Annotated in this window: 21 protein-coding genes, 1 tRNA gene and 1 pseudogene; 13 read left to right on the plus strand and 10 right to left on the minus strand. The window is 55.8% G+C overall.

What is annotated here, in order from left to right; all coding sequences use genetic code 11:
* Positions 1 to 14 precede the first annotated feature (14 nt).
* Entirely contained in the window at positions 15 to 746 is a 732-nt protein-coding gene (locus AC2FJW_RS11370; protein WP_496750108.1) for an SDR family NAD(P)-dependent oxidoreductase, read from the plus strand.
* Entirely contained in the window at positions 743 to 1,477 is a 735-nt protein-coding gene (locus AC2FJW_RS11375; protein ID WP_496750109.1) for an SDR family NAD(P)-dependent oxidoreductase, read from the plus strand. Before AC2FJW_RS11370 ends, AC2FJW_RS11375 begins: the two co-directional genes overlap by 4 nt.
* On the opposite strand, the gene AC2FJW_RS11380 is transcribed toward AC2FJW_RS11375, so the two are convergent.
* The 4 genes from AC2FJW_RS11380 to AC2FJW_RS11395 are packed head-to-tail and all read right to left on the minus strand — an operon-like array spanning position 1,478 to position 5,950.
* The gene (locus AC2FJW_RS11380; protein ID WP_496750110.1) at positions 1,478 to 2,818 is read right to left on the minus strand and encodes an NAD(P)/FAD-dependent oxidoreductase; all 1,341 of its coding nucleotides are present in this window, start codon (positions 2,816 to 2,818) and stop codon (positions 1,478 to 1,480) included. It lies immediately after the preceding gene.
* On the minus strand, positions 2,815 to 4,311 hold the full coding sequence (locus AC2FJW_RS11385; RefSeq protein ID WP_496750111.1) for an aldehyde dehydrogenase: 1,497 nt from the start codon (positions 4,309 to 4,311) through the stop codon (positions 2,815 to 2,817). Before AC2FJW_RS11385 ends, AC2FJW_RS11380 begins: the two co-directional genes overlap by 4 nt.
* Positions 4,312 to 4,314: 3 nt before the next feature.
* Entirely contained in the window at positions 4,315 to 5,232 is a 918-nt protein-coding gene (locus AC2FJW_RS11390; RefSeq protein WP_496750112.1) for a dihydrodipicolinate synthase family protein, read from the minus strand.
* 7 nt (positions 5,233 to 5,239) lie between these two features.
* Complete coding sequence (locus AC2FJW_RS11395; RefSeq protein WP_271948135.1) at positions 5,240 to 5,950, minus strand: GntR family transcriptional regulator; 711 nt, start codon at positions 5,948 to 5,950, stop codon at positions 5,240 to 5,242.
* Between the two features lie 154 nt (positions 5,951 to 6,104).
* Here AC2FJW_RS11395 and AC2FJW_RS11400 point away from each other — a divergent pair, with 154 nt between their 5' ends.
* The 3 genes from AC2FJW_RS11400 (at position 6,105) to AC2FJW_RS11410 (ending at position 9,150) form a co-directional block, all read left to right on the plus strand.
* Positions 6,105 to 7,055 carry a GlxA family transcriptional regulator gene (locus AC2FJW_RS11400; RefSeq protein WP_271948134.1) on the plus strand — a complete coding sequence of 317 codons (951 nt, stop codon included), beginning with the start codon at positions 6,105 to 6,107 and terminating at the stop codon, positions 7,053 to 7,055.
* Between the two features lie 409 nt (positions 7,056 to 7,464).
* Positions 7,465 to 7,971, plus strand: a complete 507-nt coding sequence (locus AC2FJW_RS11405) for a hypothetical protein (protein ID WP_496750113.1) — start codon at positions 7,465 to 7,467, stop codon at positions 7,969 to 7,971.
* A gap of 180 nt (positions 7,972 to 8,151) precedes the next feature.
* Complete coding sequence (locus tag AC2FJW_RS11410) at positions 8,152 to 9,150, plus strand: formylglycine-generating enzyme family protein (protein ID WP_496750114.1); 999 nt, start codon at positions 8,152 to 8,154, stop codon at positions 9,148 to 9,150.
* A 76-nt stretch (positions 9,151 to 9,226) separates the two neighbouring features.
* Here AC2FJW_RS11410 and AC2FJW_RS11415 read toward each other — a convergent pair.
* Positions 9,227 to 10,099 (minus strand): annotated as a pseudogene (locus AC2FJW_RS11415) (LysR family transcriptional regulator); the annotation flags it as partial.
* 110 nt (positions 10,100 to 10,209) lie between these two features.
* Here AC2FJW_RS11415 and AC2FJW_RS11420 point away from each other — a divergent pair.
* Positions 10,210 to 11,949, plus strand: a complete 1,740-nt coding sequence (locus tag AC2FJW_RS11420) for an arylsulfatase (RefSeq protein ID WP_496696146.1) — start codon at positions 10,210 to 10,212, stop codon at positions 11,947 to 11,949.
* A 175-nt stretch (positions 11,950 to 12,124) separates the two neighbouring features.
* Here the strand turns inward: AC2FJW_RS11420 and AC2FJW_RS11425 are convergent, their stop codons facing one another.
* Both AC2FJW_RS11425 and AC2FJW_RS11430 read right to left on the minus strand, forming a co-directional pair.
* A complete protein-coding gene (locus AC2FJW_RS11425) occupies positions 12,125 to 12,460 on the minus strand; it encodes a hypothetical protein (protein ID WP_142635900.1) in 336 nt (111 codons plus the stop codon).
* Positions 12,461 to 12,684: 224 nt separating this feature from the next.
* Complete coding sequence (locus AC2FJW_RS11430) at positions 12,685 to 15,687, minus strand: PA14 domain-containing protein (RefSeq protein ID WP_496750115.1); 3,003 nt, start codon at positions 15,685 to 15,687, stop codon at positions 12,685 to 12,687.
* 207 nt (positions 15,688 to 15,894) lie between these two features.
* On the opposite strand from AC2FJW_RS11430, the gene AC2FJW_RS11435 reads away from it, so the two are divergent.
* The 3 genes from AC2FJW_RS11435 to AC2FJW_RS11445 are packed head-to-tail and all read left to right on the plus strand — an operon-like array spanning position 15,895 to position 20,992.
* The gene (locus AC2FJW_RS11435; RefSeq protein WP_496750116.1) at positions 15,895 to 17,574 is read left to right on the plus strand and encodes an ABC transporter transmembrane domain-containing protein; all 1,680 of its coding nucleotides are present in this window, start codon (positions 15,895 to 15,897) and stop codon (positions 17,572 to 17,574) included.
* A complete protein-coding gene (locus AC2FJW_RS11440; RefSeq protein WP_496750117.1) occupies positions 17,571 to 19,661 on the plus strand; it encodes an ABC transporter transmembrane domain-containing protein in 2,091 nt (696 codons plus the stop codon). The genes AC2FJW_RS11435 and AC2FJW_RS11440 overlap by 4 nt, the downstream gene beginning before the upstream one ends.
* A 2-nt stretch (positions 19,662 to 19,663) precedes the next feature.
* Complete coding sequence (locus AC2FJW_RS11445) at positions 19,664 to 20,992, plus strand: HlyD family type I secretion periplasmic adaptor subunit (RefSeq protein WP_496750118.1); 1,329 nt, start codon at positions 19,664 to 19,666, stop codon at positions 20,990 to 20,992.
* Positions 20,993 to 21,178: 186 nt separating this feature from the next.
* Here the strand turns inward: AC2FJW_RS11445 and AC2FJW_RS11450 are convergent.
* Positions 21,179 to 21,254 (minus strand) — tRNA-Val (locus AC2FJW_RS11450).
* A 318-nt stretch (positions 21,255 to 21,572) separates the two neighbouring features.
* On the opposite strand from AC2FJW_RS11450, the gene modA reads away from it, so the two are divergent.
* The 4 genes from modA to AC2FJW_RS11470 all read left to right on the plus strand — a co-directional run bounded on the left by modA (position 21,573) and on the right by AC2FJW_RS11470 (position 24,625).
* Entirely contained in the window at positions 21,573 to 22,352 is a 780-nt protein-coding gene (modA, locus tag AC2FJW_RS11455; RefSeq protein ID WP_496696136.1) for a molybdate ABC transporter substrate-binding protein, read from the plus strand.
* Positions 22,353 to 22,355: 3 nt separating this feature from the next.
* Complete coding sequence (gene modB, locus AC2FJW_RS11460; protein WP_142635905.1) at positions 22,356 to 23,048, plus strand: molybdate ABC transporter permease subunit; 693 nt, start codon at positions 22,356 to 22,358, stop codon at positions 23,046 to 23,048.
* Positions 23,045 to 24,145 carry a molybdenum ABC transporter ATP-binding protein gene (modC, locus tag AC2FJW_RS11465; protein ID WP_496696134.1) on the plus strand — a complete coding sequence of 367 codons (1,101 nt, stop codon included), beginning with the start codon at positions 23,045 to 23,047 and terminating at the stop codon, positions 24,143 to 24,145. The genes modB and modC overlap by 4 nt, the downstream gene beginning before the upstream one ends.
* A gap of 108 nt (positions 24,146 to 24,253) precedes the next feature.
* The gene (locus AC2FJW_RS11470) at positions 24,254 to 24,625 is read left to right on the plus strand and encodes a hypothetical protein (protein WP_496750119.1); all 372 of its coding nucleotides are present in this window, start codon (positions 24,254 to 24,256) and stop codon (positions 24,623 to 24,625) included.
* A gap of 40 nt (positions 24,626 to 24,665) precedes the next feature.
* Here AC2FJW_RS11470 and hemF read toward each other — a convergent pair whose 3' ends face one another.
* Both hemF and AC2FJW_RS11480 read right to left on the minus strand, forming a co-directional pair.
* Positions 24,666 to 25,550 carry an oxygen-dependent coproporphyrinogen oxidase gene (hemF, locus tag AC2FJW_RS11475; RefSeq protein WP_496696131.1) on the minus strand — a complete coding sequence of 295 codons (885 nt, stop codon included), beginning with the start codon at positions 25,548 to 25,550 and terminating at the stop codon, positions 24,666 to 24,668.
* Between the two features lie 4 nt (positions 25,551 to 25,554).
* Positions 25,555 to 26,358 carry an SDR family NAD(P)-dependent oxidoreductase gene (locus AC2FJW_RS11480; RefSeq protein WP_142635913.1) on the minus strand — a complete coding sequence of 268 codons (804 nt, stop codon included), beginning with the start codon at positions 26,356 to 26,358 and terminating at the stop codon, positions 25,555 to 25,557.
* Between the last annotated feature and the right edge of the window lie 6 nt (positions 26,359 to 26,364).

A 26,364-nucleotide genomic window follows, 5' to 3' on the forward strand; every position in this document is an offset into this window, starting at 1 on the left:
CACTCGGAGGGAAAATGGAGCTGACGGGCAAAACAGCGCTCATCACAGGGGCTGCGGGCGGCATCGGATCTGCTATTGCACAGCGGATGCGGCAGGCAGGGGCACGGGTTGCGGTTGCGGACATTTCGGTTGAGGGTATCGAGGCCGACGCCCATTTGCCCGGCGATTTGCGCGAGAGCGCTTATGCAGATGCATTGCCGCAACATGCGGCGGATGCGCTGGGCGGGCTGGATATCGTCGTCAACAATGCGGGGGTCATCACCCGCGGAGCGGTGACCGAGACTTTGGATACCGACTGGGCATTGTCGCTGGGCGTAAATGTCGAGGCGCCCTTTCGCATCTGTCGCGCCGCAATCCCGATCATGGCGGCGCGTGGTGGTGGCGCGATCGTGAACACCGCGTCATGCTGGGGGCTGCGCCCTGGGCCGAACCACGCGGTCTATTGCATGACCAAGGCAGCTATTGCGTCGTTGACACAATGCATGGGTATGGACCACGCGCATCAGGGCATCCGCATTAACGCCGTCTGCCCGAATGAAGTAAACACGCCGATGCTGCGGTCGGGGTTTGAAAAACGCGGCTTCGATCCGGATACTGCCGTGGCAGAGCTGGGCCGGACGGTGCCCTTGGGGCGTATCGCCGAGCCCGAAGATATTGCTGATGTGGTGATGTTTCTTGCCTCGGACGCCGCGCGCTATGTGTGCGGGGCATTGCTGGAAGTGAACGGAGGAAAACCGGTTTCATGACGCGATTTACCGGCAAAACCGCACTGGTTACGGGCGGGCGCAGCGGTATCGGATGCGCCATCGCGGAACGTTTGCAACACGAAGGTGCACGGGTCTTTACCGTGCAACGTGGGAGCGATCCGGAATTCGAAGGGTTCGAGGCCGATTTCAGAGATCCCCACAGCCCGCAAACGGTGGTCAATCAGGTCGTTGATCTGTCCGGGCGATTGGACATTCTGGTCAATAATGCAGGCATGATGCAGGAAGCCGGCGTCGAGCAGATGAGCCTTGCAGACTGGCAGCGCACGCTGACAGTCAACCTCACGGCCCCGTTCCTGCTGATCAAGGCGGCGCTGCCCCATCTACGGCGGGCGGGCGGGGCGATTGTCAATATCGGCTCGATTGAGGGGCTGGGCAGCAATCCCGGCCATGCTGCCTATTGCGCATCCAAAGCCGGGTTGCATGGCCTGACACGAGCGGTGGCCGTGGATCATGGGGCAGAGGGCATTCGTTGCAACGCCGTGGCCCCTGGCTGGATCGACACCGAGTTGAACTTGGATTTCATCGCCTCAATGCCGGACCCGGAGACATTTCACGAGGATATCAAGCGCATACACCCCGTTGCCCGAACCGGAAGCCCGCAAGAGGTTGCGGCGCTGGTCGCCTTCCTGGCGTCGGATGATGCCAGCTTTATCACCGGGCAGGTCTACACAGTCGACGGAGGCCGCATGGCCAAGCTGAGCCTGCCCTGATCACTCGTCCCGCGCGCGCCATTCTTTCCAGCGCAGCACTGCATTGGCACCGATCTCTCGGAATGGCTTTGGGGGCAGGCGTTTGGGTTGATCCTGGGCGTCGAAATACCGGGTGATATTCGAGCTGTGGCCGCAGGTGCGTTCTGCTGCCGCGATACCGGTCAGGGTGCCGCGCGCCGTGCCTAGCCCATTCTGGACGCAGCCGGAAATCACGCCCTGTTCGACCTCTCGCGCGACGGAAACGCCGTTCAGGCTGAGGCAGAGATGACCGGCCCAGTGATATTGCATGTCCAGCCCCGCCAACTGCGGAAATCGCTGGTCGAATTTGCGCTGCATCACCCGCGAGGCGCGCGCCAGATCACCAGCAGTTGAGGTCATGCCCGGGCGCAGGGCCGCGCAGGTACGGGTTATGATCCGATTGCCGCCCTGCGCCGTATCAATGCGCCGCATCGTTGTACCCAACGGATCAGATGGTGTGACACTCCAGCGGGGTTGCCCCCCAAGCCGCGACAGCACTTCGGCGTCCAGCTCCGGGGTCATTGCCGCAAAAAGGAACAGTTGCATCAGTCGGTCGCGCTCGATCCCAAAGCTTTCCAGATGCCCGTTCACCGTCAGGATGACTGCACCAGAGCTGACGGTACCGCGCGCGGTTTTTACCAGCCACGCACCGCCTTGCTTCTCAAATCCGGACACGCCAGAGCTCTCGTACAATGCAATGCCATCCTTGATCAGTCCCGCAGCCAGACCGCGAATATAGCCTGCTGGTTGCAACATAACCGTGCCGGGTGTGTATAGCCCCGACCGATAGTGGCGCGACCCTGTCAGGGCGTGCATCTGCTGTTGGTCGAGCATTTCACTGGTCTCACCCAAAGTGCTGAGATGATGCGCATAGCTGATATTATGTGCATGTCCCGCCGCGCTCACCGCTCCGTTAACCTTGCCAGCCGGATCAAAGAAATTCGGGTCGATCTGATATTGCTCGACCGCCGATCGGGCAAAATCAATTGCAAGTCGGTTTAATGTGATCATGGTGCGATCATCCCCCGGCCCGGAATAATTGTCCGAGGCCAGGTCATGTGGCAGATCGATCATAAAACCCGTATTGCGCCCCGCAGCCCCTTCGGCCACGCGGCCAGCCTCAAGCACGACAATCTTTGCGTCGCTTTGCAGCTGCCTCAAACGCTGTGCCGCTGACAACCCTGCGAAACCGGCACCAACAATCACGACATCCGCCGTCAGATCACCATCCAGTTCTTGGGCCGGGAGTGGATCGCCTAATATGACGCTCCAGGCCGCAGGTCCGCGATGGACTGGCAGGGTTCGGGCGGCATAGCTGCTCAATCCACGGCCTCATCCGCATCGTCGGACAGGTCGAACCAGATGGTTTTTAGCTGGGTATACTGGTCATGCGCATGGATCGAGTTGTCGCGCCCACCAAAGCCAGACTGTTTATAGCCGCCAAAGGGCGTGGTGATATCGCCCTCACCAAAACTGTTCACAGTCACCGTTCCCGCCCGGATCATCCGCGCCCCGCGAATGGCGCGTTTCGCATTGGCTGTGAAGATCGACGCACACAAACCATACTCGGTATCGTTGGCGATCTTGATGGCCTCATCAAAGCTGGAAACCGTGATCACCGAAAGAATGGGACCAAAGATTTCGTCACGTGCCAGGATGGCGTCATTGCCAGGGAGTTCGACTACGGTGGCCTCGACAAAGCCATTGTCCGCTTTGCCTCCGATCACCACGTTTTCGGCCTGATCCAGGTATCCGCAGACCTTATCGAAATGAGCTTCGCTGACCATTGCGCCCAATCGTGTTTCCGGGTTCAGAGGCTCGCCGACATTCCATTGCTTTACATGATGGGCGATGCGGTCGAGCAACTCGGCCTTTATGTCCTTGTGGACAATCAGGCGGGACGTGGCCGAGCAGTTCTCACCCATATTCCAGAACGCACCGTTGACGATATGTGCCGCCACGCGGTCCAGATTTTCTGCATCTTCCATCACAATGGCCGGATTCTTGCCGCCCATTTCAAGCACCACCTCTTTGGCGTTGCTTTCCGCCGAATAGCTCAGAAACCGTTTGCCAGTCGCGGTTGAACCGGTGAAGGACACCATATCGATATCCATGTGCCGTCCGATAGGTTCGCCCACCTCGGCACCTGCGCCGGGGACGATGTTTAGGACGCCGCGTGGCAGACCGGCCTCCATCGCCAGTTCGGCCAGCCGCAATGCCGTCAGTGAAGTCTCCTCGGCCGGCTTCACCACCACCGAGCAGCCCGCAGCCAGAGCGGGCCCGATTTTCCATGCCAGCATCAGCAATGGGAAATTCCAGGGCAGGACTAGCCCGACAACGCCAATCGGCTCGCGCACGACCAAAGCAATGTGGTCGTCACTGGCGGGCGAGACCTGATCATAGATCTTGTCGATCGCCTCGGCGTGCCATTTCAGGCAATGAATGGTCTCGGGCAGGTCGACGGTCTCGCAGTCAAAGATGGTCTTGCCACTGTCGAGACTTTCCATCACCGCCAGTTCACGTGCATTGCGTGTGATCAGTTTGGTCAACCGGATCAGCACATTTTTGCGCTCGGATGGGTGCAGCCTCGACCAGCGGCCATCTTCGAACGCTTCGCGCGCCTTCTCGACGGCAAAATCCACGTCCGCTACACCGCAGGCGGCAATGTTGGCCAATTTCTTGTTGGTCGCCGGGTTAACCGTTGTGAAGGACTGCCCGGAAATCGCCGGGCGGTACGCGCCATCAATAAAGGCGCCGGTTGGCAAGGTCAGACCCGCGGCGATGGAGTCGTATTCGTCCTGCGTCAGCAATGTCATACCTTACCCCTCTGCCATGATGTCAGCGATTTTCTGTTTCAGCACGCGCGTCACTTGCTCTAGCGCGCGTTTGTCATCTTTGTTCAAAGATTTCAGCGGCGGTCGAACGGTGCCCGCGTCAATCCCATTCATTGTGACACCATGCTTGATGGTCTGGATGAATTTGCCACCCTGTTCTAATACCCGCATCAAGGGCATCAGCGCCGACATGATCCGGCGGCCCTTGGCAAAATCGCCCTCGATTACACAGGCCTGGTATAGCGCCACATGCTCGGCAGGCAGAAAGTTCGAGCCGCCACAGACCCAGAACGGCGCGCCCCAGGCAAAGAATTCCAGCGCCTGATCGTCCATACCGCATCCCAGTTGGATATGCGGATAGTCCCGCGCCAGAAGATGCACCCGGTTGATATCGCCCGAGCTTTCCTTGATGCCGCAGAAATTCCTGCTGCGCCCGACGCGGTCCAGGAATTCCTCGCCCATCATCGTGCCTGTGCGGTGAGGATAGTTGTACAGCATTACCGGCAGGTCGGCGGCCTTGTCGATGGTCAGCGCATTCAGCGCATTTTCGCGGTCGGTGGGCACCGAATAGGGCGGGCTGGCCAAAAGGATCGCATCCGCCCCGATTTCCTTTGCACCCGACGCCAGCGCAACCGAGTCCGACGTCAACATCGCGCCCGTGCCAACAACCAGAGGCAAACGGCCTTTCAGACGCACATGGGTGAACCGCGCCAATTCCAGCCGTTCCTCCACGGTCTGCGCATAATTCTCACCGGTCGACCCGCCCGAGATCAGACCATGCACGCCATTCTTGATCAGAAGCTCGATCACCTGCGCCAGCGCGTCCCAGTTCACGCTGTCATCGGCCTGATAGGGCGTAACCACCGGGGTAAAGACCCCCTCAAATCGGAAAATTGGGTTCATTCCGTCCTCATGCTGGTTTCGAAAGCGGTGGGAGGCCCATTGGGACATCCAGCGCATCGGGCATCACGAACAGTTCGATCTGATCGCGTGACAGGTTCCAGTGATCTTCGGCCAGCTGCGCAGCAGCCGTTTCATCGCGTGCCTCGATGGCGTCGATGATGGCGTCGTGTTGCTGGCTTGCCTCGGACAGGTTTTCGACCATCCTGCCCGACTGTGGCCGGTAGAAGGTCATGCCGATACGGGCATGGTCAATCAGCAAACGGTTGAAAGAGGGCAATAGATAGACATTGCCCGACATTTCGCCGGTCACTTCGTGAAAGCGGTTATTGGCCAGGGCGCGCTCTTCGGCTGCCCCATCCCGCAGCGCGGCCTTGAATGCCTGCTGTGCGGTTTTCAGGGCTTCAATCTGCACAGGCTTTGCATTCGCCGCTGCCAGTCGCAGGATTGCACCATAGATCATCGGCGCGGCCAGAAAGAAATCGCGCAAGGTGGTATACGACATTTCGGACACGCGCGCGCTGCGGTTTGTGCGCAGGTCCAGATACCCTTCTCCGGCGAGTTGTCGGAACACTTCGCGTAAAGGCGTTCTCGACAGGCCAAACGCATCGGACAGATGCACCTCGTCCAGATCGGTGCCGGGTTGCAGGCGCAAAGTCAGGATCGAGACCTTCAAGTGCTCGGCCAGCTGCGTTTTGCGGGTTTTTGCGACGTCCTTCATCCGGATCCTCCAGCCCAGCCAGCAAGAATCGATTGGGTTCGATTGCCTCCTTTTTGTATCCGAATAAAATACATATTGTATACATAGAAATTTCGTGCAGCATAATCCAACGACAAAGACTCAGCCAATCCGGCCGAACAAAGTGGAAAGCCCTATGCCTCAGATGCGGCACATCACCATTGTTCTGATCGAGGAGTTCTCGCATCTCGCCTTTTCCTGCGCCGTCGAACCACTGCGGATCGCCAATCTGGTCAGTGAGGAAACGCTATATGATTGGACGCTGATATCGGAGGACGCAGAGCGTGCAGTATGTTCCAATAAGGTGGTGACACTTGTGCATGGCGGGTTGGGCGATATTCCAAAGACTGATCAGTTGTTTGTCTTGTCGGGCATCCACATGCGCAACCATGTCTCACGTGACCTTCTGGCGACGTTGCGACGCGAACGTGCGCGGGGCACGCCAATCGGGGCATTGTGTTCTGGTGCTTGGCTTCTAGCAGAGGCCGGATTTCTGGATGGCTCTCAGGCTGCGATCCACTGGGAATATCACGATGCGTTTATGGAAGCGTTCCCAGAGGTGAACCTTGTGCGCAGTGTCTTCGTGGCAGACGCGAAACACATCACGGCATCGGGTGGGACGGCAACTGCCGATCTTATGCTGCATCTGATCGGACGCGACCACGGTGAGGAGCTGGCGATCGCGGTTGCAGATCAGATGGTGTATAATGCTGCCCGCAACGCAACGGCCAAACAAAGGGTATCATTGCAATCGCGCAACGGGATGCGTAACGCACATCTGGCTCGGGCTATCCATACCATGCGCGAATGCCTTGAAGCACCGGTTTCTCCGTCAAAGATCGCGGATGATCTTGGCATATCCACGCGCCAGTTAGAGCGGTTATTTGGTAAGTATCTCAACACTTCGCCCAAAAAATACTTTATGGAATTGCGCCTGGAACGCGCGCAAAAGCTTTTGCTTCAGACCGAAGCATCCGTCACCGAGGTCGCGTTGGCTTGTGGCTTTGAAAATCCCGGCCATTTCTCGCGGGTTTATCGATCCAGTTTTGGTGTCACACCGCATTCGCAAAAAAGCAAAATCGACTGACGGAAGGCGGCGGGGGGAGCTGCTCTGCCCTAGGGCGAGCCCGGCCCGGCAGGCGCTCACCCCCTAGTCCCGCTTGTACCCCCTCGTTAAATTCAAACTCGTAAACTGATCAGCAGGATTGACTGTTTGTATTTGGTAAAAAGGGCACAAATTCTGCAAGATCGTGTCAGATGTAAGGGGGTTTAGGGCGATATAAAGGCCCAGATTTCTGCAAAAAATGCGGCCCAAATCCCACACAATTAATAGCTCAAATAGCCAAGTTTGTCCTTGAGTTTGCGTTACATATGAAAAATGGCTTTTAAGTTTAGCCAAAATACCGGGTATACTTACAAACTATGGCAGAGATTCACATCGGGATGCATTTTCGAACCCCCATGTTCCCTTCAGCAACCAAAGCCGGAGGCCATGCATGAATTTCGAAACTTACCAGCCGGTCGTGACACCTGTCCCGCCAGTCATACCCGTAGACGTGCGCGAGGATCAGATTATTCAGGCCTCACAGGCGGCCAGTGCAGCATTTGAAAAGATATCCGCCACGGCATTATTTGAGGTGGATACAGTCCCTGATACTCAGAAGCGCATACTTGCGATCTTTCGCTGGTATTTTCTGGCGGCCTTTTGCACGCGCATGTTGTCTGGGGCAACGCATCGGCTGGATCATTTGACGATGCAAGTAGGCATGGATGTTTACAGTGCGGTTGGTATGATTTTGTCCCGCGATGAGATCGAGTATTCGAGAAACCTGGTTGAAAAAATGCCGGATTCTGCGGCTGATGCACGGATGAAGGCGATCGGCGCACGGGGGCACAAGGCAGGTTGGATCGCGGCCAATCAATATAAACAGGGCAGAAGCATGCCCTCAGAGATCAAGGTCGCTCTGTCAGGTGCTTTGGCGGCTGTGGATCGTTTGAATTGAACAGCGGTCCCAATTCGACATGAATTTACAAGTGTCGGTGAATTTGCCTCGCAGCAGGCAGGTGCGCCTTTCGTTGAAGCTCAGGTCGAAGGGGGAAATGCTGCTCATTCACAGTAGGGGATTGAAAACCGTACCAAATCACTACATTCACCCCTGATAGATCCAACAGGTTAATGCTACATGCCCCTTTCAAGAAGATTGCTAGCCTATGGCTCGGTTCCCGTGGTTGCGATTGTATGCTTTGCCGTTTGGTATACCAGTATCAGTTCCAAACCAGGTCCTGAGTTTGTCCGGCTGGATGGTGGAGAATTCCTGATGGGTTCGCAAAACTTTCAAGCGGAAGAGACTCCGGTCCATCCAGTGAATGTCGGGTCCTTCGACATTACGCGGACAGAAATTACCAACGACCAATTTGCGAAATTTGTCGAAGAAACCGGGTATCAGACAACGGCAGAGCGTGGCTTGTCGGCGGAGGATTTCCCGGGTCTGCCTGCAGATTTGCTTGAGCCTGGGTCGATGGTCTTCGCCCAGCCTAAGGAAGCGGTGTCGCTGAATAATCCCAACGCATGGTGGCGCTATGTCAAAGGTGCAAGCTGGCGACACCCGGCAGGACCGGGCAGTTCGATTGCGGAACTGGGCGACCATCCGGTGGTGCATGTGTCACCCGAGGATGCCGCAGAATTTGCAGAGTGGATCGGAGGTCGTCTGCCGACCGAGGCCGAATGGGAATTTGCAGCTCGCGGCGGGATCGAAGGCGCCGACTACACCTGGGGTGACAGCTATGATCCCCGCAATGGGTGGAAGGCAAACACCTGGCAAGGACAGTTCCCAAGCAAAAACCTCGCTGACGATGGCCATGTCGGAACCGCACCCGTAGCTTCATATGTGGCCAATGGCTACGGCCTGTATGACATGGCGGGCAATGTCTGGGAGCACGTGGCCGACTGGTGGGTGCCGGGGCACATTCCTGGCGACCAAATTGATCCTACCGGCCCGGAAAAGGCCTTTGCCGCCCAGTTCGGTAGCGCATCGATGGGTGCAATGCGGTTGGTCAAAGGGGGCTCATGGCTTTGCGCGCCGAATTTCTGTCTGCGTTACCGACCTGCTGCGCGGCAGCCGGTTGAGATGTCGTTGGGCAGCAATCATGTCGGATTTCGCGTTGTCCGCGATGTAGACTAATCGCCGGGTATTCCGCCCCGTACCGGTGGCACAATCGATTCCAGAACATATCAAGCGCGGCAAATTTGACGCCCTTGCGACGGGCAACGCATATGTTCCAGGTCAGAGGTTGCGTGGTTCGTATCTCTTTCAACATCCCCAATTTCAGGTGCTGATCAAAATCTTCCTTCATTCCTCCGGCAATCAGGTCTGCTCTGCAGGCCATATCGGCAACTAAAGAGAAATCGTCACTTTCGATCTGGGGCAATCGGTCAACAATATGCCAGGCTTTCTCGTCATTCCCCAAAGTGGCGGCAATGGCAGAGCGCCAGTGGCGATGCATATGCGCGGTTATAAACGGATGCCGAAACACCTCAGCGATTAAGACCGGAGTAGCCTGATGAATGGGATGGTCGGGGCGAGCGCAGAAGAAAACGGGTTCCTTTCGAACGACCTGAATGTCCAGATCGCTTAGGTTGGGCGTGTGTGTCAGATCGCAAACCGCCACGTCCAGACGCCCTATCCGCAATGCTTCGAGGGGTTCCATGGTGGCCCGCACATCAACGCGGACGCGAAGATCTGGCCAGTTATCAAGCAGCTCTGCCAGAAGCGGCGTGATGATCGTCCGGGTCGTCAGGGGTCCGCAGCCGATATTCAGCACCTCGGGACCGACCGAACGCAGCCGTTTGACTCCTGCTTCAAATTGGCTGGTCGCATTGTGCAGCGCGTCCAGAAGTTGCAGAAAGCGTTTCCCCGCCGGTCTGATGGTTGCGCCGCGGCCTGTCCGTTCGAATAGCGCCTGACCGGCATAAGTTTCTGCCTGGCCGATATAGCGTGAGAAACTTGCCGGAGAGGTTCCGATTGCATCCGCTGCCACGCGAAAGTTGCCGTGTCTGGCCAATGAGCGCACCGCATCTATGGCTTTGGAATCAATCATTTGCACCCTCGTTCCAATATTCAGAACGCTCATACCAAATGATGGAATGGTCGTCTCTTTCTGTAGCCGGAATTGTCGTTTCCTGCGACATTATTGTCGACCGTGGCACGACGCCCCGGACTTCCCACATAACGGAGGATTCAATGGTTCCTTTAAGGAATATATTAGCTGTGCTTGGCGCTTCGGCGTTATCAACGACTGCAGCACTTGCCGATTCTGAGGATACACGCCCAAACGTTCTTATTCTAATCGCAGATGACATGGGGTTTTCCGATGTTGGTGCATTTGGCAGTGAAATCGAAACGCCCTCGATCGACCAGCTGGCAGATGACGGTATGCTGTTCACCAATTTCCACGTCGGAGCGTCTTGCTCGCCCACTCGGACTATGCTGATCAGCGGTGTCGACAACCATCTCGCAGGCCTCGGCAATATGTTAGAGATTCAGGCCGATAACCAATTCGGCAAGCCTGGCTATGAAGGTCATTTGAACGACAAGGTTGTTGCGTTGCCGCGTTTGTTGCGCGACGCAGGATACCACACCTATATGACCGGCAAATGGCACCTGGGTCATGAGCCTGGCACGATCGCTTATGACCGCGGATTTGAGAAATCCTTTATGCTGGGCGAAAGCGGTGCGGATAACTGGGTCGAGCAGCCCTATGCCCCGTTCTATACGCGGGTGCACTATTACGAGGACGACAAGCTTGTCAGCCTGCCAACGGACGACTACTTCTCATCCGATTTTTATACCCAAACGATGATCGATTACATCGACAGCAACCTGGATGACGGTAAACCATTTTTGGCCTGGGTCGGGTATCAGGCCGTCCATTACCCTCATCAGGCGCCAAAAGAATTCATCGACAAATATGACGGCGTTTATGACGAAGGGTTCGAGGCCCTGCGGGTTTCGCGTCTGGAAAAGCAGAAGGAACTTGGGCTGATCTCTCCGGATGTGGAATTGGACCCGGAGTTTGCGAAAACCTCTTATGAACCGTGGCAGATGCCGGATTGGGAAAAGCTTAACGACGAAGAAAAAGCATTCAACGCGCGACGGATGCAGACCTATGCCGGAATGCTGGACAATATGGATGTCAATATCGGCAGGATTCTGAGCTATCTGGATGAAAAAGGTATTGCGGACAACACCATCGTCATTTTCCTTGCGGATAACGGCCCGGATCCGAACCAGTTGCCGCTGTCTGAAGCCTATCGTGATTGGTACAAAGCCCATTACGACAAGGTCTATATCGAGGATTTTGACGGCGATTATTCGGATATGGGGCAGCAGGGTGTCTATGCTGATTACGGCCCTGGCTGGGCGGCAGCCGCAGCGGTTCCGGGCAGCTACTTTAAGACATTCTCGACCGAGGGTGGTTTGCGTGTCCCTTTGATCGTGAAATTCCCGGGCGTTGTTGAGCCCGGATCGCAAGTCGATAAATTTGCCTTTGTTCGCGATATCGTTCCAACACTTCTTGACGTTGCCGGCGTAGACGTTCCCGGACCGGTCTATGACGGTCGCGAAATTTATACGCCAGACGGTATCAGTATGATGCCGGTCCTGAAGGGTGAGACGGAAACCGTGCGCGACGATAACAACCCGGTCGGATATGAGCTTGCAGGGTCTTCGGCAGTATTCCAGGGAAAATTTAAACTGATGCAGAATCTGGCCCCTAAAGGCACAGGCGAATGGGAGCTGTTTGATATCGAAGCTGATCCGTCGGAATTACACAATCTGGCGGACCAGATGCCCGAGCGTGTCGCGGCGATGCAGGCCTATTTTGAGGACTATGCAAAAAGGGTAAATCTTGTGCCTGTTCCCGAAGGCTATAACCCCCTGGAGCAGACGGTCGTCAACGCCAAGCGCAGTGGCGCGCATTAACTGAAATGTCATCGCGCCGTTTCGGGACGGAAGCGGCGCGATGCGTATACTTGAAAAAGGCACAGTGCTGGTTGGTCCGCCGATAGATATGTGGCGCTACTGCGGGTGCAGCAACTGTTTGCCGCAAGCACACGCCCATGGAACAGGCCGGTGCATTGTTAGGAGGAGATGCGGGTTATTGCCCTGTGATTTCCGTGCAAGTTCCTTTGCCCCAACCGGTTCTACTACCAGAGGCAGAGAAATCGAACGTGCCTTTCTGGGGGTGGACGTTATAACTCAGCGTGTGATCCTCGCCGATATACAGGTAGGTCAAGGTATCGAGCCCCGGGAAAACATCGACCTCTTTGTCGATGTCACCGATCTTGATACGACCTTTGTTTTGATCTTCATATTTGATCAGTTTCGCAGCCATTTCGGGATGCTGTTCGTCTGGCGACTGACATTCAAACACCCGCTCTTCTGCGAGCGCCGTGAAGGGCATAAATATAAGAAGAATGGCCAACTTTTTCATTTGATCTCACCTAGAGCAGATTCGTTTCGAACGCCGCAGCTAGGTGTGATTTCTGTCATAAATTTGCTGAAATTTTGGCCAGACTGTGCCTTGGGCACAACCAAAGAAAATATAGGTGTTGGACCGTCTGCAAAATCAAAATTCTAGTGTCTCGGCAAGAAGCCTGTGGCAAAGATCGCATCCCAGAACAGAATGCAGGTCGGCTCCACTGAGCATTGCATTCACTACCAATCAAATCTCTCATAAGTATCTGTTTCAATACAAGTAATATTTGCATCTCCGAAGGTTGAGATCGGCTCGTCCAGAACATCCACCTCTGGGGCATTGTCGGTCGAATGGATAGCATCCCAAGGCAGGGTTCCAGGAGTACTCGTGTACAGCGCTTCGCAAGCCAGTTCTTCGTCCAAAGAATTCCCTGTGCTGTCAGGGTCGTCACCGACGGTCAGGGCAAATGGGTTTTCCGAAGTGATGAGAGTGCCGGCGCTGTCTATGTCTGACACAACGATCTGACCATGAATTACGCCCTCGAAACCTACTGGCGGGGAAAGCTCCAGGTGGTTGAGATTACAACCCGACAAATCCACCGGATCACCATTGGTGATCACCGAATGCTCACCACTGATTATCAGGGTATTTGCCGGTAACCCCTCCAGTGTAACATTCGCCTGATCAGACGCATGCGACACTTGGATGCCAACTTGGATCGCGTCGTCCTTGGGAACCGACAAACCGGGATCGGCCTGCATCACCTCACGGCCATCGGTATCCGGACCGTCCCATTCCAGCTTCAGCCCCGCATGGCCGTGGTTCTCGACATATCGGACTTCGATGCCATAAGTCCCAGGCTCAAGATTGACCTCTTCTGAATACGTGCGAAACCCATTTGGCTTATCGTACTCGATGATCTTTGTTCCATCGATGAAAACAGCAATCCCATCATCTGCTCCGGCAAAGAAAGTATAGCTGCCCCCTTCCTCGACAGTGAAGGACCCTTCCAGCCTGGCACCGAATGTGTCCGAGGATCCGCCTTCCCAGAATGAGTCTTTTCCAAGTTCGTAGTCGATTTCGGAAACAACTTCCTGATGGGCCGGGGCTGAGTTCCAGTCGATTTGATCCATTCGGGTCAGTCTGTGGTCCACATCGTAGTAACTTGCATGAAAACCAGTTTGCATCTCGGCGCTTGGGGCAGGGGGCTGTTCTCCGCTCTCATATGGTGCCGAAGGTTGGTTTGGATCAGCAGGCGATTCAGGCCGAACCGGACCGAGACCATCTGGCTGAAACTCTGCCTTTTCCGAAATGGGGTCTTGGGCATCACTCCCATCAGAGAGTTTTGCATCTGGTTCAGGCTCGTCAGGCTCGCTCTCGGTGACTTGGGGCTGGTCCCCATCTGTGCCGGCGGAAATGCGGGGATCGACCATGTCCGCGACATTGACGATAAAGCTTTCGGTCAGAGTAAGACCGCCCTCGTCAATGACAGTTACATCCACCGTTACAGATGAGGCCTCTTCGTGATCAAGCGCCACATCAGGTTTTAGCCGCAACTGGTTGTCGACAACCTCGAACCGGTCATCAGAGACTTCAAACCGATGCGAGTCGCCAAGGTCAGGGTCGTCAATAGAGATTTTTCCAACAACGGCACCTTCAACATTCTCGGCCACCGTTAGCTCGGCCGCAGTCAGAGTAATGTTGTCGACAAGCGCGCCATAGCTGTCATTTTGGTTTTCAGCTTCCCTCAGCTCCAGGTTGTCCTGACCGGTTCCAACCACCTGAAGGTCGAATGTTTGCCATTCGGCGGATTGAGGATCAAGCTCCGCGACCAAATTGCCATTCCAGTAGACCTCAACCGTGTCCGTTCCACCTGCAAGGCGTTCGCGCAGGTCGATGCCAAGATCATAAAGCTGGCCTGCCTCGGTTTCGACGACCTGAGAGATGCTGTCTACGCCGCGCGCATGGTCCATTTCCATCAGTTGGTCCCCTTCAGAGGCCTGAGTGCCGCCAAGACGGTCCCAGATTTCGATTCCATTTGCGTCGGTCCAGGCGCCGCTATCGTCGCCGTCAAATCCCCGCCAGCGACCTTCATCAAGGTCAAACTCTTCGAAACTACCGTTGCGGATCAGGTTTTCAGTGTCATGGCCAAGGCTAAGATCTGTGGGTCCTTCGTTGATGTCTTTGATGTTGATGACAAAAGACTCGGTCACGCTCAGCCCTTCAGAATCGGTGGCGGTGACCTGCAGGTCGATCTGAGCGGTCTCTTCGTGATCAAACTGCATCCCGGGTTTCACGCGAAGCTCTCCATTGAAGAGCTCGAACCGGTCATCTGACACTTCGAATACGTGGGCATCTTCCGCGTCCGGGTCGATCGCCTCGATTCGGCCAACAATCGCACCGGCGACGTTTTCCGATATTGTGGTATCGTCCAGCGCGATACCTACTGGTCCTTCATTCACGTCGAGAACATCAACCGTGAATCTTTCCGTCAGGCTCAACCCGCCGGCATCGGTGACTGTGACATCCACCTCGACCTGCGCCGCCTCCTCATGATCCAGCGAGAGGCCGGGTTTTAGCTGTAGCTGACAGTCGACAACTTCGAAGCGGGCATCCGAGACTTCGAATGTATGTGTGTCCCCGTCATCCGGGCCCACAACCGAAAGGGTACCGACCACGCCGCCCACTGCATTTTCGGCTATAGTCGTGCCGTCCAACAAGATTTCTTCGGGGGCGTCGTTCACGTCCGGCTCCGAAAAATCTGGAGACTGTCCGGCAGTTTTCTGGAATGAAATCGGCTTACTTCCTTCCGCCGTTTGCAGAGCCAGTGGGTCAATTTCAATGGCCTGTTGCAGCTTGAAAGGAGTTTGGGCGGGCATGTTCCCTTCGAGAGGCGGGGTATGCACCGCGGGTGTGTCCGCTGTGTCCTCAGACTGCAAAGGCTGCGCGGCACCTGAGAATCCAGTTGTGCTGAAATTGGATAGGCTCTGGTCGGTTGGTGCCTCGAAACTTTCAACCGCGGTTGGCGCGGTGACGTTCAGCGTTTCAATCGACTCTTCAAAATGCGCGCGGTCTTCCAGAGTGCCGGATTGTTGTTCGCCAGTATGCAATGTGCTGCGGCTGGGGTCGTCAGAGGTGTTGACGGTGTTGCGCGATAGATGAGCGGCGATTTCATGCGTTTCATCGTGTTCGGCCTGCAGTGTTTTCGCCCGAAACTCCGGATTGTCTTTCATATCGCCCATCGCATGACACCTCAGGAAACGTGTTGATTCACGTCATCTTTTACCATGCAGGTGTTCAGCGAAGGTCAATTAAACCGTTAAATTTTAAGCGAAAATTTTCATTCTCAAGGTGCACGGATTTACCGTTCTTCAATTTTAGGCCCCCAAATCTGAAGGCCAACCAACTGGGTGAAGAGAACGATGAAACCGCGTAGGTTTGCCGGGCGAATGACGGCAGGACAAAGCAATATCCCAGTTTGGGCCGCATCCATTTCGCTGAATGTGCTCTCACTGCTGATGCCGATTTCGATCCTGCTGATCTTTGATCGGATCATTCCGTTTCAGTCGATTGACACGCTGCGTGTTCTGACAGTTGTGCTTTTGGTCAGCGCGGTTGTTGAGCTGATTTTGCGTCAATGCCGCGCGATTTTGCTGTCCGCCGCTGCCGAAGATTCCGCAGTCTCGAATTTTCAAAAGTTTATGGCCACGGTCGTCACCGCGAATACGCTGAGCTTTTCCAAGGTTCCGCCAAGCACCTATGCCGAGCGTTACGGGGCGATCGGCCATCTCAGGGATCATCAGGCCGGGCAGGGGCAAACTCTGTTGATTGATTTGCCATTCACCCTTTTGTTTGCGGTGCTGATCGGGTTGATCGGAGGGTGGCTGGTGCTGGTCCCGATTGGGGCATTTTGCACGGTTACCATTTTCGCGGCAATCATGAAGCGCGCGCAATGGCATTTGTTCCGCCGCCGCAAAACGGTCGATACGCGCCGCTATGCGTTTTTGTCCGAGATTTTGACCAACATGCAGACGGTCAAGGTCAACCGGATGGAGCCGCAAATGACCCGTCGGTTCGAGATGCTCGAAAGCCAGACGGTGGATATGAGCCGGAAGTTGATCCAGTTTTCCGGGTTCGCACAGAACTTCGGCGCTATCTTTTCGCAAATGACCGTGGCGGCGATGGGTCTGCTTGGGGCCTATCTGGTGATTAACAACCTGATTGGCATCGCCGAAATGGCCGCCTGCATGTTGCTGAACGGCCGAATTGTGCAGCCGTTGACCAAACTGATGGCGCTTTGGGTGCAATCCGAGAATGTGGCGATCTCGCGCAGCAGGCTTGGCGAAATGGACAGTCTGCAGACGGTTCCCAATGCGGTCTCTGATCAGCCAGCCTTGACCGGCAGAATCGAGGTCAATGAAGTCTTGATGAAACGGTTGAATGGCTGTGGCCACAGTTTCGGCCCCATCAGCTTTCACGGCGCGCCTTCTGCTGGGATTTTGATCGAAGCCGAGAAAAGCTGGATGGTGGACGAGCTTTTCGACGCCCTGTCCGGGCAACGAATGCCCGATCAAGGAGAAGTTTGGATCGACGAACGGCCCGCAGTCCAACGTGCGGCACAGCGTGGGCAGAACGCCATGGTCATGCTCGAGGCTCAGCCAGCGATCCTGTCCGGCACGCTGTTGCAAAACCTCAGTGCTTTTGGTGATGCCGCGATGGTCGAGCGAGCAAAAACAGTAGCTGCAACATTAGGGCTGGAGAAACGCATTCATCGTCTTCCTCTGGGCTATAACACTCCGCTGAACACCGGGACAGCATTTGAAAAAGACCCGGTGAACAGGCAGATGATCGCCCTGACACGGGCTCTGGCCTTGCAGCCGCGCATCCTGCTTATGAATGAGCCAACGGCAGTTTTGGACACCGCCGAAAGGCAAGCGCTGGCTGACTATCTGATGTCTGTTTCGCCGCGACTGACCCTGATTATTGCCAGCCCCGATCCCCGAATGAAGAATCTCACACAAGAGACAGTTCGCCTCAGGTCCTCTGCCGAGGGTGTGTATGCGGATTGGGAACTCGACACGACTTTAGAGCAAACAGCGGCAAAGCTGATCAGAAGGGGGGCGGCATGATTGCTTTGAACGCGCAAATTGCAGGGCAGTTGTTACAGCAGCTTCTGGTTCAGGGCGGATGGCGAAACCGTCCGGATGCGATCATCGAAGCTAGGCCACACATGTCCGAATGGTTTCGGGTAGAGGATATTCTTCAGACGCTCCGCAACCTTGGTATTCCCCATACGCAGTTGAGGTGCCGCGAAAACGAGATATCTGATTGGCAATGCCCGGCCATGGTCTTTCCAGATCAGGGAGGCTGCTATCTTGCGATAGGACGAGCAGGGGGCGGCATCCAGGTCAGCGACAACCTCAATCCCGATCTGCGTCTATTACAGCCAACACATCGTTCTTGCAGGGTTATCAGGATCGACCGGTTTGATCATCAACACGAAGACGACCGCCCGATAACTGTAGGAGCAGCATTTGGTGGCCTGCGGGCGATGATGCCATGGCTGATCATTTCGTCGTTTCTAACTAACCTGCTGGGGCTGACCGCGCACCTGTTGGTCATGGCCATTTACGATCGCGTGATCCCGTCTGGATCAGTCGATCTTTTAATTTCATTGGCTTTCGGCGTGGCCATAATCGGCCTCTCCGACCTGTGTTTTCGTCACGCTCGTACCCGAGCGCTTGCTTACATTGGCTGGAATGGCGAACGACAGATGATGGAGGCATTGTTTCGCAAGTTGATGTCCCTTCCACTGAGCCAGCTTCAGAAGTCTGACATAAATCAGCAACTGTCCCGGTTCAGACAATTCGAATCCCTGCGCGACATGTTTACCGGTCCGGTAATGGGAGCTTTTCTTGACCTGCCCTTCGTTCTGATTTTCTTTGCGGTTTTGTGTTATCTGGCGCCATCTGTCGGTCTGTTGACATTGGGTTCGATCCTGTTCCTTGTCGGCCTTGGTATCTTTACCACTGCCTTTCAAAAACGATTGGACAAGTCGGTGGCCGAGGCTAATGCGGCCAGTCAAGCCGCCATTCATGACGCGGTGCTGCATCAACAGGTGATGGTCAATCTGGGAATGCAGAAACAATGGCTGGCACGCAGTCTGCCCCTTGCTGAAGCCGGCGAACGCGCGACAGCACGTGCGCGTTTGTTTCAGTCATTTACCCAGTCGCTTGTACAGTCAATCTGTGGATTGGCGACGGTCGGGGCAGTCGTTTTAAGCGCACTTGGGGCCCTGAATGGCTCATTGAGCTTTGGCGCAATGATCGCCTCCATCGCGTTGGTGTCCAAAGTGCTGGCTCCGATTCAATCTCTGTACACCAGCTTCCCTCAAATTCTGTCGTTCCGGTCCAGCAGCACACAAGCCGATCGAGTTCTTGGACTGCCCGAAGAGTTGGAAATGGGGCTCAAGCAATCGCATCAGAAGACGCTTAGCGGTTGGGTCTGTTTTTCGGGGGTGACGTACCGTCCCGATCCGTTGAATCCTCCGATCCTTTCGCAGGTCAGTTTCCAGTGCAATCCGGGTGAGGTCGTGCTGGTCATGGGGAGTGATACGGCAAGTCGCACTGCCATTCTCGACCTGATAGACGGGCTGTATAGCCCCCTGAGCGGCACCATCGAGCATGATGGGATAGATATTCGCCAGATCGCCCGTGACGAAATACGGAAATCTGTCACATACGCAACCTATGAGAAATCCTTGTTTTACGGCACGGTCGCGCAAAATTTCCGCCTGGCGGTGCCCAGCCTTTCTCCGGACCAGGTTGCCGAGGCTCTGGACAGGATGGACCTGCTGCATGATCTCGAACTTTTACCAGAAGGCCAGGAAACGCGACTGACCGACACAGTGCTGTCGCAGTTGCCTGAAGAGGCGGTCAAAGCGCTGACTCTGGCTCGCTGTATGGCGCGGCCTTCTTCGCTCTTTCTGTTTTCCGAACCGACCAATGGTCTTTCGGATCGTCGGCGTCACCTGTTTAAGCACTGGGTTGGTGACAAGCGGGGGAAATGCACTGTAGTCATCGCAACCGCCGACCGCTCATTCATGCAGATCGCCGACCGTTTCATATTTCTCAATGGCGACAAGGTTGCTGTGAATGCCACCGGAGAGGCTGGCCGGAAGAAGCTGCAAGCTGTGTTGAAAGCGCTCGGAGGATAGCCATGGCCATATTCTTGAATAGCCCAATCCCGCAAGAGGCGTCGGAAGTGAACAGCCGAAATCGCAGCTGGCAGAAACCGCGCCTGGCAGCCTTTTTGGCATTGACCTCTTTGGGGATGATCGCTGGCCTGATTGCTCTGTCAGCGCAAACGGCGATCCCGCAAATCACGCGCGCACCGGGTACAATCATCCCTTTCGGAGACTATTTACAGATCGAGACATTGCAGGGCGGTGTCGTTCAGTCTGTGCATGTCCATGACGGTCAGATTGTCGAAGAGGGCGATGTCCTGATTCAGCTTCAACACCCAGACCTGTTGCACGAGCGCGATGTCCTTGCGGGGCAGATGTCAGCGGTCGGGCAGGAATTGGCGAACGCGCGCGCCGTGCTGACAAAACTGGGCAGTTCAGAACCGTTGTCTCAGTCGGAAATCGAGGTTCTTGCCCTGAGCGGTTTAACAAGCGCTTCGGCGGCGCTGGAGCTGTATGCCGAAAGTCAGCGTATCCAGCGCCTGTCCATCGCCCAGCAGGAGGGGACACTTTCTATCCTAGCCAAGGCGGCTACGGTCGCTCAGGAACGGGTGGACAAGAAAGAGATTGCCTTGCAGCGATACGCGCAGCTGCAGTCACAAGGCCTCAAATCCCTAAGCGATTTTCTGGAGGAAGAGGACGAGGTTGATGCATTGCGCGCTGCCGTCTCTGACGCGCGGGTCCGGGTTGCGGAACTCAGGAACGCCCTGACTTTGGCAAAGGCATCTCTGGCCCGGGAAACCCTTTCGTTACGCGAAGAAACGCTTATTCGGCTTTCCGAATTGGAACAGGAAGATGCGCGCCTGCGTGTATCGGTTGGCGTGGTAACCTCCAAGTTGGACGCCCTGCGCATTTCTGCTCCGGCTCGTGGCATCATCCAGGCGGTCACACACCCTAGCCCCGGTGAGGTCATCGCCCCCGGAGAGGCGATATTTGAACTATTGCCGACACGACAGGAACTGGTTGTCGAGGCGAGGATACCCAATTCCGAAGTTGGGCATGTAAGCACTGATCAGCCGGTCGCCGTCAGCATTGATACTTTTGATGTGCGTCGATTTGGGAAAGTCCCGGCGCGTCTGCAATCGGTCTATCCGTTGCCGTTGACAGATGAGCAGACCGGAGAGACCTATTTCCGCGCAGCCTTTGCCCTGTCCCAAGACAAAATCGGATCGGGATCGTTCCAACGTCCTTTGAGTGCAGGCATGACCGTGGTGGCCGAAATGACAACCGGAGAGCAGACTCTTTTGTCATACCTATTGAAGCCGGTTCAACAGACTATCGAGGGGGCATTCAAAGAGCGCTAGATTTTTGGCGCATCTCAGAGCCAGAGGAAATGAAGATGTAACTGCCGGAATCCTGCCTGAATTCGTTTTCCCAAGGGCCGGCTTACAACAGCATCGGTTTCGTAAAACAGAGCATACAAACATCCAAAACACTGGGCATTCAGTGTCGATTTGGCCACAGAAAGGATATTAGAAACTAGCGGGAAATGGTGGGTGATGAGAGACTCGAACTCCCGACATCTTCGGTGTAAACGAAGCGCTCTACCAACTGAGCTAATCACCCGTGAGGCTGCATTTAGCCAAGCCGGCGCGCGGGCGCAAGAGGGTCTGGCACAATTTCTTTCACTGAATTTAGACAAGGCGGGCATCTGGGGTGATATCTCCGCCAACCGGGCTCTGATTTATCAGACTTTCTGAGGGATCACGAAATCTGAACCGGTCGTTTCGGACCAGGCACCTTCAAAATATCTTGGGTGTTGTAGCGGCTATGGATTGCCCGTTTCAAAGGTTCTTATTCACGATGCGTCCTATCGATGCTTGCGCGCCCCCCGCCGCCTCAGATATCCCCTGATGGAACCTTAACCTACGAGACGGGAACAATATGACCCTGTCATCCGCAAGCCGTTTTCTGGCTGCTGCTATTGTTTTGGGTAGTTTGATATCGACTCCGCAGCGTGCAGAGGCCGACGATGTTTTGGTTTTTGCTGCTGCCAGTCTGAAAAATGCTCTGGATTCACTTGTACCGGGTTTTGAACGGCAAAGCGGTCAGGAGGTTGTCATATCGTATGCGGCGTCTTCTATACTGGCACGTCAAATTCAACAGGGCGCCCCGGCGGATGTGTATATTTCAGCCAACAGTGACTGGATGGACGTCCTTCATGAGAATGGGCTGATTGATGCTGGATCGCGGGTTAACCTTTTGGGAAATGGGCTTGTCCTGATCGGTGGGCCGACGGCCGTTGAAATTGAGGGGTTTTCCCCGCAGACGGACATCTCAGCCGCTTTGTCAGGTGGGCATCTTGCGATGGCCCTGGTCGATGCCGTGCCTGCGGGAATTTACGGCAAAGCGGCGCTGCAAAACCTAGGTCTTTGGGATAGTGTTCAGCAGCAGGTGGCGCAGACCGACAATGTACGCGCGGCTCTGGCATTGGTTGCCGCGGGGGCTGCCCCCTTTGGTGTTGTCTACCGATCGGATGCCCAGGCCGAGGATCGGGTGCGGGTTGTGGCCTCTTTCCCTGCAAATCTTCACCCGGAAATTGTCTACCCGGCCGCTGTAACAATGCAAGCCTCAGCCGAGGCATATGCTTTCCTAAGCTACCTACAGACCGACGCAGCGATGGCAGTCTTTGCAGAGCAGGGATTTGCCCTGCCGGGCGACTAGCCGATGGGTTGGCTGGGACCGGAAGAACTTGAGGCGCTGAAATTGTCGCTGCGTGTCTCTTTCTGGGCAACGCTGGTTACTTTGCCCTTTGGTGTATTCGTTGCCTATGCACTGGCACGCTGGCGCTTTCCCGGGCGACAAGTGTTGAATGGGTTGGTGCATTTGCCATTGATCCTGCCGCCGGTTGTTACGGGATATCTGCTGCTATTGACCTTTGGTATTCAGGGCCCGATTGGTGGACCTCTGGCGGGGCTTGGAATTGTTTTTGCGTTTCGCTGGACCGGCGCGGCGCTGGCCGCTGGGATCATGGCGTTTCCGCTGATGGTCCGTGCTATTCGCCTTTCGATCGAAGCCGTCGACCCTAAGCTCGAACAGGCCGGAGCCACGCTGGGTGCCTCGCGTCTTTGGGTTTTTGTCACCGTAACTTTGCCGATGATTCTGCCGGGGGTGATCGCCGGGACCATCCTTGCCTTTGCAAAAGCCATGGGTGAGTTCGGCGCGACGATCACCTTTGTTTCGAACATACCTGGACAGACACAGACGTTGCCATCGGCCGTTTATGCGTTTCTGCAGGTTCCGGGTGGTGAGGCGGCGGCGATGCGGCTAGTGGTGATATCGGTCATCATCGCGATGGGGGCGCTGCTGTTGTCAGAGTTTGTCGGTCGTCGCGCCGCGGCAAGGGTGTCGGGGACATGAGCCTTTCCGTCAATCTGCAACATGATCTGCCAGGTATTCAGTTGGATGCCAAATTTGATGCGCCTGCCGGGGTGACGGTTCTGTATGGAAGGTCCGGCGCCGGTAAGACGACAATCGTTAACGCTGTTGCGGGATTGCTGGATCCCAAAGCTGGTCGCGTATCCGTGGACGGGTGGACGTTGTTCGATACGGAAAAGCGCCTTTGGCTGCCTCCGCATAAACGCCGCTTGGGGTATATTTTTCAGGAAGGACGGCTGTTCCCGCATCTGACAGTGCGCCAGAACCTGTCCTATGGGCGCTGGTTTGCGCCCAAAAGCGTGCCGCGCGAAGACCCCGATAAGGTGATTGAAATGTTGGGGATCGGGCATCTTTTGGACCGTCGTCCACTGAGCTTGTCAGGTGGCGAGAAGCAGCGTGTCGCCATAGGCCGCGCCTTATTGGCCAGCCCGCGTCTGATCCTCGCGGATGAGCCTCTGGCCGCTTTGGATGATGCGCGGAAGGCCGAGATACTGCCCTATTTCGAACGGCTTCGGGATGAGATTTCGGTGCCGATCCTTTATGTGACCCACTCGGCAGCCGAAGTTGCGCGGCTGGCAACTTCTGTCGTTGCCCTGCAGGACGGCAAGGTGGTTCGGCAAGGCCCGGCTTCCGAAGTGATGGCTGATCCTTCTGTGGCCCCGCTCGGTGTCAGAGCCGTTGGTGCGGTGCTTCAGGTGCAGGTATCAGCTCACCATGCAGACGGGTTGACCGAGTTGGCAGCCGAAGAGGCGCGCCTATTTCTGCCGCGTATTCCCCATAAGGTCGGTGAAAGCCTGCGTATTCGCATCCCCGCACAAGAGGTGATCCTTGCCAGTAAGCGGCCCGAGGGCCTGTCAGCGCTGAATGTACTGGAGGGCAGGGTTGATACGATCCGAGCGGGGGAAGGCCCCGGTGCGATCGTCTCTGTCATTACACCTGCAGGGACTATTCTGGCTCGGATCACCCGACGTTCGGTTGAAGCCCTTGGGCTTGCTGCGGGTAAACCTTGCTTTGCGGTGATCAAAACCGTGGCGCTGGCACCGCAGGATGTTGGTGGGCGGCTGCACTTTGAGAATTGAAACGGCGCTTTACGGAAAGCGCATCTGTTCTATGATTTCCCAAGGAAACCATTTTGTCCGGGGTCGAGCACCATGAAATACTTTGTATCAACATGTATTCTAACGCTGATGATGGTGCCTGCTATGGCCCAGGCTGTTGGGTTCGGGGTCGGTATAAACCCCGCATTCCGAACGACAGTGACACCACGTGACAATGGCGTTTACGAGGTTTCAACCAGCGGCAGTTCTGCGCCGGTGGCCTATTGGTGCGGGATCGGGGATTTTGCGATACGCACGCTTAGAACCAAATCGAACCAGCGTATTTACATAACCCGGGCCTATGACAAACAGACACGGACGGTGCAATTCTCGCTGACTGCGCCCGAAGGGGTTGATACGACGCCGGGCTATTCGGTTACTGTCAAACGCGTTGGCGAGAACATGTCAGCGGCATCGGCGCAGCGCTATTGCTCTGACAATTTCATGGATTTCGGGTTCTGAAACCCCGGAAGTAAAAAGCACTGCAGGGGCAGGTCAGGCGCTAGACCCATTTGGCCAAGGGCGGCAGGCTCATAAGCACTGCGTCCGGGTCGTGCCCGGTCTCTAGCCCGAATTTGGTTCCGCGGTCATAGACAAGGTTGTATTCGGCATAGAGCCCGCGATGAATCAGTTGGGTATCCTTATCGGCGGTGTCAAAGCTCTGTTGCCTGCGCTTTTCGACCAAAGGCAGAAAGGCTGGCAAGAAGGCCCGCCCGATATCCTGTGTCAGGGCAAAGTCCGATGACCAGTCTCCGGTGCAATAGTCATCCAGAAAGATACCGCCGACACCGCGGGCGCGCTTGCGGTGCGGGATAAAGAAATACTCGTCGGCCCACTCTTTCAAACGCGGATAGTGGCCCGGTCCGTGGGGGTCCAGATGGGCCTTCTGGGTTGCGTGGAAATGGGCAGTGTCTTCGTCATATTCGATACAGGGATTCAGGTCTGATCCGCCGCCGAACCACCAGGCGTGAGGTGTCCAGAACATGCGCGTATTCATGTGAACAGCAGGAGCGTGCGGGTTCTGCATATGGGCAACCAGGCTGATACCCGAGGCCCAGAACCGCGGGTCCTCGGTCATTCCGGGAATGCCTTTTCGGGCAGCCATTGCCTGTTGCGCCCGTTCCCCGAGCTGGCCGAATACGGTCGAGACATTGACGCCGACTTTCTCGAACACGCGGCCGCCGCGCATCACGGACATCAAACCGCCACCGGCGTCCGCCCCGTCATCGGAATGCCGTTTGGTCTCTTTGACTTCGAAACGACCGGGTTGAGCATCGGAAAAAGGTCCGGTGTCGTGGGAATCCTCAAGCTGCTCAAAAGCGTTTACGATTTCATTGCGCAAGTCACGAAACCAGGCTGCGGCGGTGGCTTTTTCAGTATCGAACATCTGTTTAATGGGCCGGGGCTGCGACGGGGTCCAGCAAAGTGCGTCCACCGTCAATGGTTAGGATTTGTCCAGTGATGAAACCTGCGGCGTCCGAGGCAAGGTACTGTGCGGTTTCGGCCAGTTCGTTTGGCGCGGCAATCCGGGAAAGGGGTGTGTGCTTTTCGATATCATCCCGAAATGTGCGATTTTCCTTGAGCGTGGATTGCAGCGAAGCGCTCATCACCGATCCCAGCGCGATCGAGTTCACGCGGATGCGGTTTGGGGCAAGGGCAACGGCCAGGGACCGGGTCAACTGATCAAGCGCTGCTGTAGACACCGAATAGGCCATCAGATCGGGATGGGTGCGACGGGCAGCAATCGAAGATAAATTGATGATGGATCCCGCAGGGTTTTCGTTTTCATCATCACCGGATTGCTTGATCATCCGTTTGGCAACAAGTTGGCTCAGTCGCAAGGCAGGCATCAGGTTCTGGTTCAACAAGGTGCGGACCGAGTCGTCTTCCATGTCCAATGGATCAGACGGAATAACCTGTCGCGAGCCATTTATCAGGATGTCGACCTGTTCGAAAGCGTCAATCGTGGCCGAAAGCAGGTTCGCAATCGTCAGCTTTTCACGCAGATCCCCGGCGAAGAAACGGATGTTGCTGTCATCTGCCTGCTCGCCCAGTTCATTGGCCAGTCGTTTTTCATCCATGTCGGCGAACATGACATTGGCCCCGGCATCCGCGAAGTGACGTCCGATGGCCAATCCGACACCATTTGCACCACCTGTGACGATCGCGGTCTTGCCGGCTATGGAAAAGGACATGCGTGT

It is taken from the genome of Ruegeria sp. CDSA020 (genome assembly GCF_059612345.1).